This window comes from Rhodococcus sp. ACPA4 (assembly GCF_002300185.1).
GTDB classification, from domain to species: domain Bacteria; phylum Actinomycetota; class Actinomycetes; order Mycobacteriales; family Mycobacteriaceae; genus Rhodococcus_F; species Rhodococcus_F globerula.
In genome coordinates this window covers 4,465,188-4,481,673 of the sequence record NZ_NSDY01000001.1, presented here as the reverse complement: position 1 = coordinate 4,481,673, position 16,486 = coordinate 4,465,188, and the positions used below count along the sequence as shown (strand labels likewise).

Here is a 16,486-nt window from a genome sequence, read left to right as displayed (position 1 = left end):
TACCAGAAGGGCGCACTTTTTTGTCTTGAATCCGACGACACGATCGGGATGGCCGCTGAGCGTCATCGTCAAGTACTGGGTGGTCGGTATTCCATTAGCCAAGACCGCCGAATACTTCGGCATCCAGTTCGACCTGGAAATCGTTGCCTTGGCTCACAATTCAGTCACTGCCAGGCTCGCGATTGAGGCTGCCGTTCAGTCGTTGTCCTGATTGTCCCGCTCCGCGGAACATTCTGTAGCGCGCGTTCGACGCGAGGGCTGTGATGCAGGTAACACGTTACCGAGATCGGTAGCTGTCGTTCACCGCACTTCCCAGCAAGGCCCCCGGTTGGCTGTATTCGACAGGGGGTCAATCGAATTCGCAGATTTCCCGAAAGGATCTCCAGCCATGGCGTCTGATATCCACAGCTCCGGTTCGTCTCCCAGTCTGTCTGAACCGACATCGATACCGGAGCGGTGGACTCCGCGACTGGTGTTCTCGCTGGCGTCAATCGTTCTACTCCTGGAAATGCTCGCAGTGAGCTACATGATGATTTCCACGGCGTTGCCCGCAATTTCGGTGCACTATCAAACGACGCAGGGAGCCTGGCTGCTGACGTCGTTCCTGCTGCTGGGTGCGGTTGCGTCGCCACTGCTCGGCAAGCTGGCAGATATGTACGGCAAGCGAAAAATCCTGCTTCTGGCGGTTGCGGGTGCAGCAGTCGGATCCTTCATCTCGGCGATCGCGCCGAGCTATGCCGTCCTGATTCTGGGCCGGGCGCTGACGGGTCTGCTCGTTCCATGCTTGTTCTTGAGCTACTCCCTCATTCGAGATGTGTTTCCGCCGAAAACTGTTGCGCTGGCTGTCAGTATCGCAACTTCCGGTATGGGTCTGATCGCTATTCCGGCGCCGTTCCTCACGGGTTGGTTGATCGACAACCACGGTTTCCGGAGCATCTTCTGGTTCTTCTTCGTCGGGTTGATAATCCTTGGCGGCATGATCTTCGCTTCGACGGCGGAATCTGCTGTGCGACTACGCTCGTCGGTCGATCTGATCGGTGCGGCGCTCCTCGGATCGGGTATCGCAGGAATTCTGATCGGCGTCAGCTTCGGTCCGACCTGGGGCTGGACGAGTGGTTCGACGCTGGCTTATCTGATCGGCGGCGTCGCGCTACTGATCGCGTGGGTGGCCTCTGCTCGCGCCATCCGTGAGCCGCTGATCGACCTGCGCTACTTCGGTAAGCGTTCGGTGATGCTCACTGCCGTCGGCGCAGGGTTCTGCTACGGCGCTTCGGGCGTATTCACGATTCTGCTACCGATGATGGTGATGACCCCAGCAGTCCTCGGGTTGGGATACGGATTCGGCGTCACGGCAGAAGGATTCGCGATCTTCCAGGCGCCTCTGGGCGGCATGGTAGTGGTCGGTGGCTTGATCGTCGGCTTCCTCGTTGGCCGCAACATCCGACCTCGTCTGCTGATGATCATCGGCATGACCCTCATGGCGGTCGGGTTCACCTTGACAGCGACCATCCACGACAACAAGCCGCTGCTCATCATCTTTGCCGGAATCTTCGGCGTCGGTATGGGTATGGGCTACGCGTCGATTCCGAACCTGCTCATCGAAGCAGTGCCGCCGCAGTTGCAGGCGACCACGGCGAGCATGGTCGCGGTCTTCCAGAGCATCTTCCCCGCAGTGCTTCCCGTCATCGCCTTCACGGTCTTGAACTCGCACATCGCGATGGCGATGGAGGGCGCTGTGTTCTACACCGACGAGGGCATGCGTATCGCGTTCCTGATCGGCGCTGCTGCAGCAGTTCTCGGCGCGATCGCAGCTGTGTTCCTGCCGCGAAACATCGTCCAGATCGGCGCAGAAGACGGCGCGGCGCAGGAGACGTCCCTCCTACCTGCTCACTGAGCGGACACGCTGCGCGTGTAGATCCGGGCTGACAGGATTGGGTGTACCGACGAAAGGACTCCCATGACGTTCGCGGATCTGGACGGCGATGAACTGTGGAGTTATCTGCAGGAGCGTTCAGGATTGCCCGGCCCGCGCGCGAACCTCGCGCTCATGCTCGAGTTCGCGCGCGGCGCCGACAGCGACGACATCCTGCAGGCGGTGGAGTCCGAAGACGAATACATCCGCTGCTGTGGGATCGTCGGGTTCGGATTCATCCTTGTTCGTTCGCGCGACGAGGCTGTCCTGGACAGTCTGACGGAGGCAACCACCAGTGCTTCGTGGCGTGCACGTGAAGCTGCCGCGACGGCCGTTCAGGCGATAGGCGACACGGATCCGGAATTGTTCCGGGCGATCATCGAGCAGTGGGCACGCTCCACCCATCCATTGACGCTGCGCGCAGCGGCTGCCGGGATCTGCGAGCCGCGGCTGCTGAAGGACAAGACCAACGCTGTGCTGGCCGTCCGGGTGTGCCGAGACGCTACCGAGTGGATCGTCTCGCAACCAGCTGATTCCCGTCGTGACGCCGACACACGTACTCTCCGGCAGGCGCTCGGATACTGCTGGAGCGTCGCGGTCGCGGCGGATCCGGAGAACGCCCTGCCGGCATTCGTCTCCCTGGAGGCGTCGGACGACACCGATGTCGTCTGGATCGTCCGGGAGAACCGGAAGAAGGCTCGCTTGCGTAAGGTGCTCGAAACCTGACTCGCGGACGGGAGACGTAGGTTATCCTCAGAATTAGAACCTGTTCTAACTACGAGGGGTAGACCATGGCACCGTCCGCAGAGGTAATCCGCAAGACCGTCGACGCCTACATCGAGACAGTTGCCACGGGCACTGCCGTCCAGGTTGTGGCCCTGTATGCCGAGGGTGCAACGGTTGAAGACCCGGTTGGTACCGACGTGCGCACCACCCGCGAGGCCATTCTCGAGTTCTACTCCGTGATCGAGAACTTCGACCAGGAAGCTCACCTGCACACCCTCCGCATTGCCGGAAACGAAGCGGCCTTCCACTTCTCGCTGATCACCAAGCTCGGCGAGCAGACGCTGACCATCGCGCCCATCGACGTCATGACCTTCGACGACGACGGAAAGATCCTGTCGATGCGCGCATTCTGGAACCAGGAAGACATGATCAGCGCCTGACATGACGGTGAAGACGATCGATGTCGACGGATTCCGTTGGCAGATGGACGATTCCGGTTCAGGGACAGCTGTGGTTCTGTGTCACGGCTTCCCTGGCCTCGGCTACAGCTATCGACATCAGTCGACGGCCTTGGCAGACGCGGGTTTTCGGGCGATCGCGCTCGACATGCCCGGTTACGGCGGCACTACACGCCCCGATGCGATCGACGAATACACCAACGACGCGGTCGCCGCCCGGATGATCGCGCTTCTCGACGCTCTCGGAATCGACAAAGCCGTCTTTGTCGGTCACGATTTTGGCGCACCGGCTGCGTGGACCACCGCTCTGCGCTACCCGGATCGTGTTGCGGGGCTGGTCTCCTTGGCGGTTCCCTATGCGCCGGACCGCTTTCCGGCCAGGCCGTCCACAATCTACGCCGCCATGGCGCGCAAGCACTTTCTGCACATCCACTACTTCCAAGAACCAGGTGTGGCGGAGCGGGAACTCGACGCCCAGCCGCGTGAATTCCTGCAGCGACTCTTCCACGCTTTGTCCGGTGCCTATCGATACCTCGATGTGTGGGATCACCCCTCCGAGGGAAACGGCTACCTGGACGTACTCCCCGAGGCGCCCGCGTTGCCGTGGTCGTGGCTCACGGAAGAGGACTTCGATGTCTACGTAAAGACTTTTACTGCAACAGGATTCACTGGAGGATTGAGCTGGTACCGAGCCTACGACGCAAACTGGGAACGCAATGAGGATCTCGACGGCGCTCACATCGGTGTTCCGATGCTCTTCATCGCCGGCGCGGACGATCCGGTGATCACGATGAGTGGGCCGAAGGCGCTGGACCGTATGAAGGACACCGTCCCCGACTTGCGAGGTGTGCACCTTCTCGGCGGCGCGGGGCACTTCGTACAACAAGAACGTGCTGCCGAGGTCAATGAACTTTTGATCTCTTTCCTTCGGTCTCTCTAGGCGAAATCGGGCCGAAGGTCTAGCGTTGCGCAGATGCGCACCAGGATCTTCGATCACGGTATTCGAGTGGGTATCACCGGTGCTCTTGTTGCCGGTTCGCTTCTGGCTCTGGGGGTGTCCGGTGCCGCCGCCGCTCCGCCCTGCCCTGGATCGTCCCCCGCAATCCTCAGCGCCCAGATTCCGGGCGCGGCCCTCGAGGGTGTCACCGTGGACGGGCAGGGTCGCCTGTACGCGACAGACCTGGTGAGTGGGCGAATCTTCCGAGTCGACGCGCCGGGTGCGGCAGCAGTCCCGATTGCGACGGTTCCGGGCGGGGCGGGTGCGTTGGCCTGGGATACGGACGGTTCGCTGCTGGTGGGAACCGGAGCCAACGCCGGCGTGCTGATCGGCGATCTGACGCGGGCTGCGTCGGTCGCACGGGTGGACGTGAACTCGGGTGTCGTGACGCCGATCGCCGGTGGTCTGAGCGCTGCAAATGGTCTTGCCGTGGCACATGACGGAATGATCTATGCCACCAACGATTTTGGTTCGCTGATCGGAAAGGTCAGCCCCAACGGCGCCGTAGACCCGGCGTGGGCGAGCCTCCCGAGTGCTAACGGGGCCGCATTGAGTGCCGACAATCGCTGGCTTTACGTGTCGCGCACGTTTGCCAATCCGGGGGTCAGCCGCATCTCCGTCGACAATCCGGGCTATTCGGAGTCGCTGGTTGATCTCAGTGGTCTCGAAATATTCTCAGCCCCAGATGGTTTGACGTTGGATTCGCATGACCGCGCGATCGTCCCCACGGACATCAGCGGTGAGGTGTGGCGTATCGACGGCCCCGGTCAGTACTGCGCGCTCACCAGCGGACTTCAGGCATCGAGCGTGTTGACCTACGGGCGCGGCAATTCCGGATTTGCGGCCGGACACCTCTACCGGGCCGGGTTCGACGGAAAGATCTTCGAGATTCCGGCGGGATTCGACGCGGGTGCTCAGGCGGCGACACCGTAAGTCGGACTTCTCGACTACTGCTGCCGGGAGTGTCCAAATCGGCCATACTGGTCTGCATGGCGGAAACGAGTGCGATCGACGAGGCCGAGAGAGCTGGGACAAGCCTGCCCGCGGTACCCCAGCCACTGCTGACGCCGCTCACGGAGGCTGCGATCTTCCTGGTTTTCACCATCGACGAGGGTGGTGAGCAGGCAGTTCACGACGTTCTGGCTGATATCTCGGGGCTGCAGCGATCCATCGGATTCCGGGTTCCCGCAGGTGGCTTGGCCACCGTGGTCGGCATCGGTTCGGATGCCTGGGACCGATTGTTCGAGGGCCCGCGACCTGCGGAACTGCATCCGTTTGTCGAGCTGACGGGTGACAAACACCACGCTCCCCGCACGCCGGGTGACCTGCTGTTCCACATCCGGGCCCGTCAGATGGATCTGTGCTTCGAGTTCGCTTCGGTTGTGACGACGAGGTTGGCCGGGGCGGCTTCCGTGGTCGACGAGGTGCACGGATTCAAGTATTTCGAGCAGCGCGATCTGATGGGGTTCGTGGACGGCACCGAGAACCCGTCCGGGCAAGCGGCATATGTCGCGGTCACTGTCGGCGACGAGGATCCGGAGTTCGCGGGCAGCAGCTACGTCATCGTCCAGAAGTATCTCCACGACATGTCGGAGTGGAATGCTCTGCCCGTCGAGGAGCAGGAGAACGTCATCGGACGCTCCAAGCTCGAAGACCTCGAGATGGACGACGACACCAAGCCCTCCAACGCTCACACCGCACTCACCGTCATCGAGGACGAATCTGGCGAGCAGATCCAGATTCTGCGTGACAACATGCCGTTCGGCCATGTCGGCTCGGCGGAGATGGGCACCTACTTCATCGGTTACTCGGCATCGCCGACGGTCACCGAGCAGATGCTCCGCAACATGTTCATCGGGAATCCCGTCGGCAACTACGACCGCATTCTCGATTTCTCGACCGCCGTCACCGGTATCAATTTTTTCGTTCCGACGGCGGATTTTCTCGATGATCCCCCGGACGTGCCTGCCAGGCTCGTCCCCGAAGCGACGTTCACAAAGCCCATCTCTGACGGTTCTCTCGGAATCGGCAGTCTCAAAAGGAGTGCCCAGCAATGACAAACCTGCACCGCGACCTAGCACCCATATCGGCAGCAGCGTGGGCCGAGATCGAAGAAGAGGCCAGCCGCACCTTCAAGCGTCACGTTGCCGGCCGCCGGGTTGTCGACGTCGAGGGTCCGTCGGGCGACGATCTTGCCTGTGTTGCGTTGGGGCATCAGGTTCCGATCAGTTCACTCGCGGACGGGGTGATCGCACACGCTCGTCAGTCGCAGCCGATCATCGAACTGAGGGTGCCGTTCACCGTCAGCCGCCAGGCAATCGACGACGTCGAGCGCGGCGCAAAGGATTCCGATTGGCAGCCGGTCAAGGACGCGGCTCAGAAGATCGCCTTTGCCGAGGATCGTGCCGTGTTCGAGGGATACCCGGCGGCAAATATCACGGGTGTGCGCGCGAGTGGTTCCAACCCTGAACTGAAGCTGCCTGCCGACGCCAAGGATTACCCCGAGGCCATCAGCCAGGCTCTCACGGCGTTGCGTCTGGCCGGTGTCAACGGCCCGTATTCGTTGCTGCTCAACGCAGATGCGTTCACTCAGATCAATGAAACCTCCGACCACGGCTACCCGATTCGCGAGCACATCAGGCGGGTGCTCGACGGCGACATCATCTGGGCTCCGGCTATCGACGGTGCGTTCCTGATGTCCACGCGCGGTGGCGATTACGAGTTGCACATCGGGCAGGATCTGTCGATCGGATATCTGTCGCACGATGCCGAATCGGTGGAACTGTACTTCCAGGAGTCGATGACATTCCTCATGTACACCAGTGAAGCCGTTGTCTCACTGACGTAATCGTCGATACTGAACTGGTAACCGTCGATACCAGGGCCGGCGCGGCAGTTCGCCGCTGTCCTGCAGGTGGGCGACAAACGCTTGGGCGTCGGCATGTGACGACGTCTTCGGTCGCCCGACGGCCCAGGCCGTGAACAACTCGAGATATCGATCGCCAAGGGTGTGGCGCACCATCGGAAGGTGGTGCGCCACTTCTCCGGCGCGCTTGCGAATCAGGGCCACCGACGCGACAGTGGTGTCCGCTGCATTGAATCCCGGCGGTAATTCACCGCCCGCGACCAACGCCCGTATCAGGGCCTCTTGACGTGCTCCGAGGCTGCTCATGTGCGTGACCACTCGGTATTCGCGGTGATACGACGCAGTCCTGCAGCATCGGCTATGGCATCGAGTTCGCCCAGAAGTTCGTGCGCTGGTGGGTAATTACCGTCCCGCTCGAGCATGATCGCGGGATGGTGCCCCGTCGCGGTGAATTGCTCGAGCAGTTCCACGACCTGCCGGGGAACGGGATCGGTGTGGGTGTCGTGGTACTTGCCGTCGTGCACGCTGCCACCGGCGATATGGCAATACGCAATGTGTTCCAGGGGTAGTCGGCACAATTCGGTCCATGCATCCAGGCCACGGTTGAGCGCATTCGCGTAGACATTCGCGATGTCGAGTACCAACCGAACCTCGGTGCGTTCGATCAGTTCCGACAGAAACTCGGCCTCGGTGAGTTCGTCGTCCGGCCAGTCGAAGAGAGCCGCGATGTTCTCCACCGCGAGTGGTACGGGGAGATTCTCCTGGGCGTGGGTGATGTTGCGCGTCAGGACGTCCAGAGCCTCGTACGTCCGGGGAACCGGCAACAGGTGCCCCGCTTCGATGCCGCCGGCGCGGACAAACGCGATGTGTTCGCTGACCATCGGCACGCCGCGCAGCCCGGCTACCTGGGCCAGGTGCTCGACGCGCCGAGGATCTAGCGGGTCCGCGCCACCCAGCGACAGGGAAATGCCGTGTGGGATAACCGGAACGGCTAGCCGTTCCAGTTCGGGCGGCAGTGAACTGCCGAGGGATTCCGCAATCACCTCACAGAACGCGAGGCCGTCCAGCTGAGCGATGATCCCCGAGATCTCGGGGCGCCATCCGATTCCCAGGCCCCGGAGAGTCATCCCCCGCACCCTCCGCCGCCACCACCACATCCGCCACCGCCACCGCCACAACTACTTCCGCTGCCGTCGCCGCCTCCACTGCTCCCTCCGTCGGCGCCGATTCCCGCTGCGGACGCCAGCGCCGGATTGATCATCAGGAACGCCGATCCGGCGAAGAGAGCCGCGGACATGCCGGCCAATCGTGGTCCGTAGGCGGAGAACGCGGGGTTGTTGCGTGGAGCGAGGTAGTCGTGAGACTTCGTCAACGCAGACCGCGCCGCGTTGCCTGATGCTGTGCGATCGAACGTCAATCCGAGGACGGGGATCATGAAGCCTGTGGCGATCACAGCGAGAAGCAGGAACTCGAAAGGCTTGTCGCCCACCACCCCGAACACGATTCTCACGACTCCGACTGCCACCAGGATTTTCAGGGGAAGAGTGGCGAACCAGATCGACCGCCGTGTACTCGGCGCCGTCAGATATCCCTTGTCTACCAGTGAGTCCCGCAGCTGCGCCGATTCCACCGTCATTCGTTCGGCCAGTTGGCGTCGACGGTGGGGTGAGGCGTGCTCAGCCAACTTGTCGTAGACCGTGCGGGTGTACCAATCGAGTGTCGCGTCACCTGGTCCCAGCGGCCGGAGAACCGCGCCGTCGATCGTGATCAGACCGGCGCCGCGCAGGATTGCCAACGATGCTGCGATAGCGCGGGCCTCACCCGTGAGCATGCCGACTTCGGGTGGGGTGAGCTGATCGATGAACTCGACGGGGACCTGGCGTGCTCGAAGCGTCAAGCGCCACAAGACGGTCAGAATCGCCAGCGTGATCGCGACAATGATGTAGCCGTACAGGAATTCTCGGCCGGGGATTCCCCAGGTGTCGGCGGCGTAGGCGTTCATCCTCCGCACCCCCCGCCTCCACAACTGCTGCTGCTACCGCCACCATCCGAACCCGAGAACGAGCCGCAACTGTGGGAACTCGAGCCTCCACCGCCGGGGCTGTACGCCGCGCCGGCAGCCACAGCTCCTGCCAAAGCCGGATCAACCAGAACCAGTGCGCCGGAACCGAACAGGGCTGCCGACAACCCGGCGAGAGATGGCCCGTAGCTGGTGAACGACGGCCGCAGTTTGGGTGAGAGGTACGAGTTCTCATGCTTGAGTCGACGCAGTTCGCTTTCACCCAACGCAGTGCGTCGACGATTGATGCGTAGCAACGGAATCAACGCTGCCAACACGACGATCGTCAGAAGCAGAAATCCGACGGGCTTGCCACCGGCCACGCCGAAGATCAACCGGACCACGCCGAGGCCGATGACTGCGACCAGAGGGGTGGTCCGCAAGAGTGCGTCGACGCCCTGCTGCGGGCGCTGAAGGTAGCCCCCGTCGATCAGTCCAGTACGGAGTTGGGCTAGCGCGACATTCATCCGCCCGAGCAGGCGCACTTGACGTAGCGGTACTGTGCCGCTGCCGAGCCGCTTGTGGAGAGTGCGGGTGAACCAGTCCAGGCGGCCCTTGTCCTCCTTGGTCAGGACTCGTGCGGCTTTCCCGGCGGTGGTGATGAGATCGGCGCTGCGCAGTATTGCCATCGAGGCGAGGATGGCCTGGTAGTCGCTCGTCAGGGCACCGACTTCGGGGGGCGTCAGTGGCCGTCGAACCGCGTCGACAACTGTTGGTGACCGGCGTGCTGCCGTTCGGCTGTAGAGAGACAGTCCAACAGCGACTGCAGCGGCTACGAGGTACCACTGCAGGAAGGTCTGGCTGGGAATTCCCCAGGTGTCGGCTGCGTAGGTGCTCATCCTCCCCACCCCCCGCTGTCGGTCAGGATGCCCATTTCAGCAGGCGTCAGGGGGCGGGCGATCGCCAACGCGCCGTGGGTGGCGGCGACGTATCGCGCGCGGCAAGGTTCAGTGGAAAATTCCCACTTGTCCGTATGATTATTCATTGCGCTCCACCTTTCAACGTCCTTGTCCTACAACTGATGTCAGTATCGGGGCGCGTTGCGAGAAAGCGATATCCAGGGGTCGATCGTCACCATTCTGTTACCGTCGAACAGGAGTTTTACCGGCCGGTAGGTCGGAGAACTACCTCCGTCGGATGAGCGTCGGCGGGAGTTTCGACGGCAGTGCGCACCGCACGTGCCACAGTGGAGGCCTTCAGGAAGCTGCTCGGTTCGTAGTTTCCGCCCTCCCCGGCAACAATCTCGCGCTGCATATCGGTGTCGATTCTGCCCGGGTGGATGGACGTCACGCGCAACGACGGTTCCTCGAGCCGCAATGCGTCGCCGAACGCCCGGAGTGCAAACTTGCTGGCTGCGTACGATCCCCAGCCGGCATTGGCGCGCAGTCCGGCGCCGGAGTTGATCAGCACGACGTGACCGCCGGCGGCACGGAGAGCGGGAAGGAGTATGCGAGTCAGTTCGGCTACGGCGATGACATTGGCCTCGAATGTGCGCCGCCACTGATCGACCGAGGATTCCTCGATGGTCCCGAGATCCGCGATACCGGCATTGTGCACCAGGACATTCAGCTTGTTGACGGGAACGGATGCGGCGACGGCGTCGTAATCGGTGAGGTCGACGGGCCACGATGTGGAACCGGGCAGTTCGGCGGTGATCGCCTCGAGGGAAGCCGCGGAACGGGCGCCGAGCACCAGGTCGTGGGTCGGTGCGAGTTCGCGCGCTATCGCAGCTCCGAGGCCGCGGCTGGAACCGGTGATCAAGGCAGTAGGACGCATGGGCTGAGCTTAACGACCCATGATTGTTCGGCTACCCGAACTTGTGTATTTGATAGCCCTGACATTAGAGTTTTACTATGACGACTCGCGACGCGAAAAACTACCGCCGCCTGGGGATTGTTGCTCTGGCGGCAGTGTTCCTCGCTGGATGCTCTGCGGTGAACTCCGCCGACGATGACCGCCCGGTAGTACTGACGACGTTCACCGTCCTCTCGGACATCGCGCAGAACGTCGCGGGCGACAATCTTCGCGTCGAGTCGATCACCAAGGCCGGAGCCGAGATCCACGGATACGAACCGACTCCCGGTGACATTCGTCGTGCCAACGAGGCCGATTTGATCCTCGACAACGGCATGAATCTCGAAGCGTGGTTCGCCAAGTTCGTAGACGGCCTCGACGTGCCGCACGTCGTGGTGAGTGAGGGCGTCGAGGGCATTCCCATCGCTGGTGACGCCTATGCGGGCAAGCCCAATCCGCATGCGTGGATGTCGCCGTTGAACACACAGATCTACGTCGACAACATGGTGGCCGCGTTCAGCGACCTTGATCCGGATAATGCAGCAGCATTTGCCGAGAACGGGGCGAAGTACAAGGCGGAACTCCAATCGGTGCAGGATCGGCTGGTCAGCGGACTGGCAACGCTGCCTGCCGGTCAACGCGCGCTGGTGAGCTGTGAGGGCGCGTTCTCCTACCTCACCCGAGATGCCGGGCTCAGTGAGGCGTACATCTGGCCCGTCAACGCCGAGCAGCAAGCCACCCCGCAACAGATCATTGCGGCCATCGACTTCGTCCGGGCCAACGCAGTTCCCGCGGTGTTCTGCGAGTCGACGGTCTCGGATGCCCCGATGCAGCAGGTTGTCGGCGCAACGGGAGCGAAATTCGGCGGCACTCTGTACGTCGACTCGTTGTCCGAAGCAGACGGCCCCGTGCCCACGTACCTGGACATGATTCGTCACGACACCGACGTCATCCTCGGCGGACTCACCGGAGGGACATCATGAGCGAAGCGATCCGCGTCGAGAACGTCAGCGTCCACTACGGCGACGTGCATGCGCTCGAGCACGTCGACCTGACGCTGAACTCGGGCAGCGTGTGCGGCCTGATCGGGATGAACGGCTCGGGAAAGTCGACGTTGTTCAAGGTGATCATGGGAATGATCAAGCCGGACAGCGGGTCTGTGCGTATCGCCGGCATCGAGGCGGTGGTGGCCCGCAAGAAGGGGTACGTCGGATACGTTCCGCAGAGCGAGGACGTCGACTGGAGTTTTCCGATCAGTGTTCGCGACGTGGTGATGATGGGCCGGTACGGGCACATGGGGTTCACCCGGCGTCCACGACGCGCTGATCGAGATGCTGTTGCCCATGCTCTGGAGCGAGTGCAACTGACAGAATTCGCGGACCGCCAGATCGGGCAGCTGTCCGGTGGTCAGAAGAAGCGCGCGTTTGTTGCGCGCGGCATTGCGCAGGACGCGTCGATCCTGTTGCTCGACGAGCCTTTTGCGGGCGTCGACAAGCGTTCCGAGGCAACTATTTCCACACTTCTTCGGGAATTGGCGGCCGACGGACGGTCGATTCTGGTCTCGACGCATGACCTCCACGCGGTTCCGAAACTGTGTGACGAAGCGGTACTTCTCATGCGGAAGGTACTGGTCCATTCCGACCCCGATACCGTGCTTCGGCCGGAGAACCTTGCCCTCGCCTTCGGCCTCGACGTGATGGACAGGACCTGATCGATGAACATCGTGGAACTACTTCTCGATCCGCTCGAATACGGATTCATGGTGCGCGCCTTGGCTGTTGCCGTGGTCGCCGCGGTGGTGTGCGGCGTGCTCAGCTGCTGGTTGGTGCTCATCGGGTGGTCGCTCATGGGTGATGCCGTGTCCCACGCCGTCCTGCCGGGAGTGGTGCTGGCTTACGTCGTCGGAGCACCGTTTGCCATCGGCGCTCTGATTTTCGGGCTGATCGCCGTCGCGTTGATCGGATTGATACGCAACACGAGTCGCGTCAAGGAGGACGCCGCGATCGGGATCGTCTTCACCACCCTCTTTGCCTTCGGGTTGGTGTTGATCTCGGTCACGCCGAGCCAGACCGACCTCAATCACATCATCTTCGGTAACTTGCTCGGCGTGAGTTCGTCGGATCTTCTGCAGGTGGCAGTGCTCGGTGCTGTGGCCCTTGGCGTACTACTGGTCAAGCGCCGCGATCTCACGCTGTTTGCCTTCGATCCCGTCCACGCCAACGCAATCGGGCTCTCCCCCAAGCGGCTCAGTGCGTTGCTGTTGGGAGTTCTCGCGCTCACCGCCGTGGTCGCGCTGCAGGCCGTCGGGGTCGTGCTGGTGGTTGCCATGCTGATCATTCCCGGTGCAACGGCTTACCTTCTGACCGACAGGTTTTCGCGGATGTTGATGATCGCGCCCGCCATATCGGCAGCATGCGCGATCACCGGCATCTACATCAGTTACTACCTCGACACTGCGTCCGGCGGCATGGTGGTGATGACGCAAGGGATCGTCTTCACTCTGGTCTATCTGTTCAGCCCCAGTCACGGGGTTCTGGCCAAGTGGATTGTGCAGCGGCGCAGACGATCGCTCAGTGCGCCTGCAGGCGCCCGTCAATCATCTCCAGAACTCGATCGCAGTGACGAAGCACTTCGTGATCGTGGGTGACCATGACGGTGGCGACGCCGCTCGAGTGAGTTTCGCGGGCAAGTAGTTCGACGATGTCGTGGCTGCGTTGCCGGTCGAGCGCTGCGGTGGGCTCGTCCACCAACAGTACGGAAGGATCGCTGATCAGAGCGCGCGCAATGCCCACTCGTTGACGCTCACCACCGGACAGTTGACCCGGTCGTCTGCTGGCGCGGTGGGTCATCCCGACGGCCTCGAGCAATTCTGCCGGTGTTTTCGATCCCTTTCGGCCGGTGATCTTCTCGACCAGACGCAACTGATCGGTCGCGCTCAACGCCGGAATGAGATTGCCGGACTGGAACACGAATCCGATGTTGTCGCGGCGAAACTCGGCGAGTTTCTTCTTGGACAGGCCGGTAATGGCGGTGCCGTTCACGGTCACGGTGCCGCCCGTCGGGGTTGTCAGTCCACCGGCAACGGCAAGCAGACTGGATTTTCCGGCACCGGACGGGCCGACGACGGCTACGATCTCGCCGGGCAACACACTCAGGTCGACATTGTCGAGTGCGGTGACGTTGTTGTCGCCGTCGCCGAAACAGAGCTGCGCCGCAGCAAGATTCAATCCGAGCGTGGTAGTTGTAACGGTCATCGGTTTTCTCCTAGCGCGGCAAGGGGGTCCACAGACGAGATGCGGGCGATGGCAACAACGGCTCCGGCAAGACCGAGGACGGTGAGCAGTGCTGCACCGCTGACGACGGGGCCCGCCTCGAGAGCGAACGGCATCCCGGATCCGGTGAGCAGGCTACCGAGACCCAAACCTACGGCCACACCGGTCAATACGGATGCAACGAGGATGATCACAGCCTGCATCAGACCGTCGCGCAGCAGAAATCCGGTGGACGCTCCCATGGCGCGCATGACTGCGATTTCGCGGCTGCGCTGCACCGTCCAGATGGTGAAGAACGCACCGACCACCAAGGCTGATATTGCGTACAGGAAGGCCTTGATCATCGTCATCGTCATCATCTCGGCGCTGTAACCCGGTGAGGATTCGAAAGATTCAGTCAACGTCTTCGATGCGGTTCCCGCAGCAGCGTCGCCGGCACTCAGATCGGGAAGTACACCGTCGACGCCTTGGATGGCGATAACACTGCCCTCGTTGTAGGCGTCGGCGCGCGGCGCCTCACCGGCCTTGGTACCGGCATGGATCTGTTGCCAGGTGCTCAGCGGAACATACGCAACGTCGACGTGGCCGAAAGTTCTTTGGTCACTGGTGAATCCGACAACTGTCAGATCGGTGCCGAGGCGGTCGACGGTGACTGTATCGCCGAGTTTTACACCCTCGTCGCGGGCGGTGTTGCTGACGATGACGGTGTTCTCGCCGCTCAGCGCGGTACCTTCTGCGGCCGCAGGTTCGAGGAACGAGCCAGGCTCGATCCCGAAAAGTGTGAGGTCGACGGGGGTGCCGTTCTGGGTTTTTGCATTCACGATCATGTTTCCGAACAGGGCTGCATTGGCTACGTCGGGACGCTCACGCCAGGCTTGGGCCTGCTCTTCGGTGACCACCGAACGGCTGAATGCGGAATCGGATTTGGTGCCTTCGGCAAATGCAAAGGCTTGTGCCGGTGTGCGTTGCAGGCCCGATACGCCGTCGTTGACGAGGCCGGAAGACAGTCCGGCCATGATCACCATCAGGATCGAGATGAGGGCGATCACGGCGCCCATCAGCAAAAATCGAGTTCGCGCGAACACGAGTTCGCGCACGGCCAGAAACATGATGCCTCCGAAGTGTGTCGGCGACCTGGCCGACGGTTGTACGACAATTACGACGCTGTAGCTATTACGACACTGTGTCGTAATCATACCGACGCCCTGTCGGGAACATGTCGACAGGGTGTCGGTAAGTGTCGTTATCTACGTCAGATCAGCGCATACACCGTCGCCGGCGACCCGGAACCGCCACGATTGACAGTGCCTCCCACAAGCACATGCGCACCCGTGGTGGGGAGGGCACTCAGGTTGGCAAGATTCTCCAGACTGATGCGATGGGCGCCGTACAGCAGGGTGGAGACGGCGTAGCTGTCGTCGCTCCCGGCGTCGGGTCCGAAGGTGTCGGTACCCAGGGCGCCTCGTCGGCCCAACCGTCCGGAATCGAGGAGCCACCGAACTGCGTCGACGCCAAAGCCCGGCTGATGAATACCGGAGGCGTCGATGTTCGCGTACAGATCTGTGCCCCAACGGGATTCCCAGCCGGTCCACAAGATCACCGCAGCGCCGTCCGGTATCCGCCCGTGCCTCGATTCCCAGTCGACCAGATCGTCGACCCTGAGAATGTAGTCGGAATTCCGGGCAGACTTCTCCCGGATGTCGATTTTCACTGCGGGTAAGTACAGGTCGGCAGGATCCAATTGATCCGCGGTCAGGCCGCCGAGTTCAAAATGTGCCGGTGCGCCCCAATGGGTTCCGGTGTGTTCACCCTGCTTGACGTACTGCAGGTAATAGCCGTCAGCTTCGACGGTGGTGGCCGTCTCGAGGGCGAACTCCGGGTCGCCGGGAAAGATCGGCGTGGATGCGGGGTCGTTGACATGTGAGAGCGAGACGATGCGATGAGGTGTGCCAAAGCTGTTGCTTTGCAGCGATTCCCACGAAGACCAGCGGACATTGCGTACCGCGATCACCTGCCCGTTCGGGCGGGTGTCAACGTATTGAGGATATTTCGAAGCCAGGGCGTCGATCGCGCTCTCCGCCTCGTCGGTTCCCGGCTCCAGAATTTCGGCATCACCGTCCGCCCGTACCCACCACAGCTGCGACCAGTCGTCGTCGTAGCGATCGACCAGCAGGCTGACGTGGCCCGTCGCGGCTATGTTCTTCAGCCGGCGAAGTGCGGTTGTGGTTTTCGGTTTGTGGTCGACACACGAGTAGACGGTGTTGCCGACAACAACAAACACGAGCGGCACGATGTGGGGAACACTGTTGGTATCGGCGGTCGCCAGTCGTGCTACTCGTGCTGTGGAGAATCGTGCTTTCGGATCGTCCATATCCACAGCGTAAGTGGATCAGGGGTTGCCG

General features: G+C 62.0%; 20 protein-coding genes and 1 pseudogene. 11 read left to right on the top strand and 10 right to left on the bottom strand.

What is annotated here, in order from left to right:
* The first annotated feature begins 25 nt into the window (after positions 1 to 25).
* The 8 genes from CJ178_RS20525 to CJ178_RS20490 all read left to right on the top strand — a co-directional run bounded on the left by CJ178_RS20525 (position 26) and on the right by CJ178_RS20490 (position 6,941).
* The gene (locus CJ178_RS20525; RefSeq protein ID WP_033235276.1) at positions 26 to 211 is read left to right on the top strand and encodes a hypothetical protein; all 186 of its coding nucleotides are present in this window, start codon (positions 26 to 28) and stop codon (positions 209 to 211) included.
* A 177-nt stretch (positions 212 to 388) separates the two neighbouring features.
* Entirely contained in the window at positions 389 to 1,894 is a 1,506-nt protein-coding gene (locus tag CJ178_RS20520; protein ID WP_095887532.1) for an MFS transporter, read from the top strand.
* A 63-nt stretch (positions 1,895 to 1,957) separates the two neighbouring features.
* On the top strand, positions 1,958 to 2,638 hold the full coding sequence (locus CJ178_RS20515; RefSeq protein ID WP_095887531.1) for a hypothetical protein: 681 nt from the start codon (positions 1,958 to 1,960) through the stop codon (positions 2,636 to 2,638).
* 65 nt (positions 2,639 to 2,703) lie between these two features.
* The gene (locus tag CJ178_RS20510; RefSeq protein WP_095887530.1) at positions 2,704 to 3,078 is read left to right on the top strand and encodes a nuclear transport factor 2 family protein; all 375 of its coding nucleotides are present in this window, start codon (positions 2,704 to 2,706) and stop codon (positions 3,076 to 3,078) included.
* 1 nt (position 3,079) lies between these two features.
* The gene (locus tag CJ178_RS20505) at positions 3,080 to 4,036 is read left to right on the top strand and encodes an alpha/beta fold hydrolase (RefSeq protein WP_095887529.1); all 957 of its coding nucleotides are present in this window, start codon (positions 3,080 to 3,082) and stop codon (positions 4,034 to 4,036) included.
* Between the two features lie 33 nt (positions 4,037 to 4,069).
* Complete coding sequence (locus tag CJ178_RS20500; protein WP_095887528.1) at positions 4,070 to 5,026, top strand: SMP-30/gluconolactonase/LRE family protein; 957 nt, start codon at positions 4,070 to 4,072, stop codon at positions 5,024 to 5,026.
* A gap of 56 nt (positions 5,027 to 5,082) precedes the next feature.
* Positions 5,083 to 6,150: a Dyp-type peroxidase gene (locus CJ178_RS20495; protein ID WP_095888072.1), complete on the top strand. Its 1,068-nt coding sequence runs from the start codon at positions 5,083 to 5,085 to the stop codon at positions 6,148 to 6,150.
* Complete coding sequence (locus CJ178_RS20490) at positions 6,147 to 6,941, top strand: family 1 encapsulin nanocompartment shell protein (RefSeq protein WP_033235271.1); 795 nt, start codon at positions 6,147 to 6,149, stop codon at positions 6,939 to 6,941. Before CJ178_RS20495 ends, CJ178_RS20490 begins: the two co-directional genes overlap by 4 nt.
* Here CJ178_RS20490 and CJ178_RS20485 read toward each other — a convergent pair.
* The 6 genes from CJ178_RS20485 to CJ178_RS20465 form a co-directional block, all read right to left on the bottom strand.
* Positions 6,930 to 7,265, bottom strand: a complete 336-nt coding sequence (locus tag CJ178_RS20485) for a hypothetical protein (protein WP_095887527.1) — start codon at positions 7,263 to 7,265, stop codon at positions 6,930 to 6,932. The genes CJ178_RS20490 and CJ178_RS20485 overlap by 12 nt on opposite strands.
* Complete coding sequence (locus tag CJ178_RS20480; protein ID WP_095887526.1) at positions 7,262 to 8,086, bottom strand: DUF692 domain-containing protein; 825 nt, start codon at positions 8,084 to 8,086, stop codon at positions 7,262 to 7,264. The genes CJ178_RS20485 and CJ178_RS20480 overlap by 4 nt, the downstream gene beginning before the upstream one ends.
* Entirely contained in the window at positions 8,083 to 8,961 is an 879-nt protein-coding gene (locus CJ178_RS20475; RefSeq protein ID WP_095887525.1) for a TIGR04222 domain-containing membrane protein, read from the bottom strand. Before CJ178_RS20475 ends, CJ178_RS20480 begins: the two co-directional genes overlap by 4 nt.
* Positions 8,958 to 9,857, bottom strand: a complete 900-nt coding sequence (locus tag CJ178_RS20470; protein ID WP_095887524.1) for a TIGR04222 domain-containing membrane protein — start codon at positions 9,855 to 9,857, stop codon at positions 8,958 to 8,960. Before CJ178_RS20470 ends, CJ178_RS20475 begins: the two co-directional genes overlap by 4 nt.
* Positions 9,854 to 10,003 carry a hypothetical protein gene (locus CJ178_RS32835; RefSeq protein ID WP_155276689.1) on the bottom strand — a complete coding sequence of 50 codons (150 nt, stop codon included), beginning with the start codon at positions 10,001 to 10,003 and terminating at the stop codon, positions 9,854 to 9,856. Before CJ178_RS32835 ends, CJ178_RS20470 begins: the two co-directional genes overlap by 4 nt.
* Positions 10,004 to 10,119: 116 nt before the next feature.
* On the bottom strand, positions 10,120 to 10,794 hold the full coding sequence (locus CJ178_RS20465; protein ID WP_095887523.1) for an SDR family oxidoreductase: 675 nt from the start codon (positions 10,792 to 10,794) through the stop codon (positions 10,120 to 10,122).
* 77 nt (positions 10,795 to 10,871) lie between these two features.
* Here CJ178_RS20465 and CJ178_RS20460 point away from each other — a divergent pair, with 77 nt between their 5' ends.
* From CJ178_RS20460 to CJ178_RS20450, 3 genes are read left to right on the top strand one after another with little or no spacing between them, the layout of a single operon-like run.
* Complete coding sequence (locus CJ178_RS20460) at positions 10,872 to 11,795, top strand: metal ABC transporter substrate-binding protein (protein WP_092805261.1); 924 nt, start codon at positions 10,872 to 10,874, stop codon at positions 11,793 to 11,795.
* Complete coding sequence (locus CJ178_RS20455) at positions 11,792 to 12,523, top strand: metal ABC transporter ATP-binding protein (RefSeq protein WP_033235265.1); 732 nt, start codon at positions 11,792 to 11,794, stop codon at positions 12,521 to 12,523. Before CJ178_RS20460 ends, CJ178_RS20455 begins: the two co-directional genes overlap by 4 nt.
* Positions 12,524 to 12,526: 3 nt before the next feature.
* Complete coding sequence (locus CJ178_RS20450; protein ID WP_218833738.1) at positions 12,527 to 13,459, top strand: metal ABC transporter permease; 933 nt, start codon at positions 12,527 to 12,529, stop codon at positions 13,457 to 13,459.
* Here CJ178_RS20450 and CJ178_RS20445 read toward each other — a convergent pair.
* From CJ178_RS20445 to CJ178_RS32830, 4 genes and pseudogenes are all read right to left on the bottom strand, one after another.
* Complete coding sequence (locus CJ178_RS20445; protein ID WP_095887522.1) at positions 13,383 to 14,066, bottom strand: ABC transporter ATP-binding protein; 684 nt, start codon at positions 14,064 to 14,066, stop codon at positions 13,383 to 13,385. The genes CJ178_RS20450 and CJ178_RS20445 overlap by 77 nt on opposite strands.
* Positions 14,063 to 15,193 (bottom strand): ABC transporter permease, encoded by a 1,131-nt coding sequence (locus CJ178_RS20440; RefSeq protein WP_179300787.1) that lies wholly within the window; start codon positions 15,191 to 15,193, stop codon positions 14,063 to 14,065. The genes CJ178_RS20445 and CJ178_RS20440 overlap by 4 nt, the downstream gene beginning before the upstream one ends.
* A gap of 143 nt (positions 15,194 to 15,336) precedes the next feature.
* Complete coding sequence (locus tag CJ178_RS33060; RefSeq protein ID WP_045066818.1) at positions 15,337 to 16,053, bottom strand: cyclase family protein; 717 nt, start codon at positions 16,051 to 16,053, stop codon at positions 15,337 to 15,339.
* Positions 16,054 to 16,455: pseudogene (locus CJ178_RS32830) on the bottom strand (TIGR03668 family PPOX class F420-dependent oxidoreductase); the annotation flags it as partial.
* Between the last annotated feature and the right edge of the window lie 31 nt (positions 16,456 to 16,486).

What these genes read in the sequence shown, in the direction of transcription:
- CJ178_RS20495 (WP_095888072.1), top strand. Translation starts at nt 5,083, where the DNA reads ATGGCGGAAACGAGTGCGATCGACGAGGCCGAGAGAGCTGGGACAAGC.
- CJ178_RS20475 (WP_095887525.1), bottom strand. Translation starts at nt 8,961, where the DNA reads ATGAACGCCTACGCCGCCGACACCTGGGGAATCCCCGGCCGAGAATTC.
- CJ178_RS20480 (WP_095887526.1), bottom strand. Translation starts at nt 8,086, where the DNA reads ATGACTCTCCGGGGCCTGGGAATCGGATGGCGCCCCGAGATCTCGGGG.
- CJ178_RS20500 (WP_095887528.1), top strand. Translation starts at nt 4,070, where the DNA reads ATGCGCACCAGGATCTTCGATCACGGTATTCGAGTGGGTATCACCGGT.
- CJ178_RS20455 (WP_033235265.1), top strand. Translation starts at nt 11,792, where the DNA reads ATGAGCGAAGCGATCCGCGTCGAGAACGTCAGCGTCCACTACGGCGAC.
- CJ178_RS20470 (WP_095887524.1), bottom strand. Translation starts at nt 9,857, where the DNA reads ATGAGCACCTACGCAGCCGACACCTGGGGAATTCCCAGCCAGACCTTC.
- CJ178_RS20460 (WP_092805261.1), top strand. Translation starts at nt 10,872, where the DNA reads ATGACGACTCGCGACGCGAAAAACTACCGCCGCCTGGGGATTGTTGCT.
- CJ178_RS20520 (WP_095887532.1), top strand. Translation starts at nt 389, where the DNA reads ATGGCGTCTGATATCCACAGCTCCGGTTCGTCTCCCAGTCTGTCTGAA.
- CJ178_RS20465 (WP_095887523.1), bottom strand. Translation starts at nt 10,794, where the DNA reads ATGCGTCCTACTGCCTTGATCACCGGTTCCAGCCGCGGCCTCGGAGCT.
- CJ178_RS20510 (WP_095887530.1), top strand. Translation starts at nt 2,704, where the DNA reads ATGGCACCGTCCGCAGAGGTAATCCGCAAGACCGTCGACGCCTACATC.
- CJ178_RS20445 (WP_095887522.1), bottom strand. Translation starts at nt 14,066, where the DNA reads ATGACCGTTACAACTACCACGCTCGGATTGAATCTTGCTGCGGCGCAG.
- CJ178_RS20515 (WP_095887531.1), top strand. Translation starts at nt 1,958, where the DNA reads ATGACGTTCGCGGATCTGGACGGCGATGAACTGTGGAGTTATCTGCAG.
- CJ178_RS20440 (WP_179300787.1), bottom strand. Translation starts at nt 15,193, where the DNA reads ATGTTTCTGGCCGTGCGCGAACTCGTGTTCGCGCGAACTCGATTTTTG.
- CJ178_RS20505 (WP_095887529.1), top strand. Translation starts at nt 3,080, where the DNA reads ATGACGGTGAAGACGATCGATGTCGACGGATTCCGTTGGCAGATGGAC.
- CJ178_RS20485 (WP_095887527.1), bottom strand. Translation starts at nt 7,265, where the DNA reads ATGAGCAGCCTCGGAGCACGTCAAGAGGCCCTGATACGGGCGTTGGTC.
- CJ178_RS20490 (WP_033235271.1), top strand. Translation starts at nt 6,147, where the DNA reads ATGACAAACCTGCACCGCGACCTAGCACCCATATCGGCAGCAGCGTGG.
- CJ178_RS20450 (WP_218833738.1), top strand. Translation starts at nt 12,527, where the DNA reads ATGAACATCGTGGAACTACTTCTCGATCCGCTCGAATACGGATTCATG.
- CJ178_RS32835 (WP_155276689.1), bottom strand. Translation starts at nt 10,003, where the DNA reads ATGAATAATCATACGGACAAGTGGGAATTTTCCACTGAACCTTGCCGC.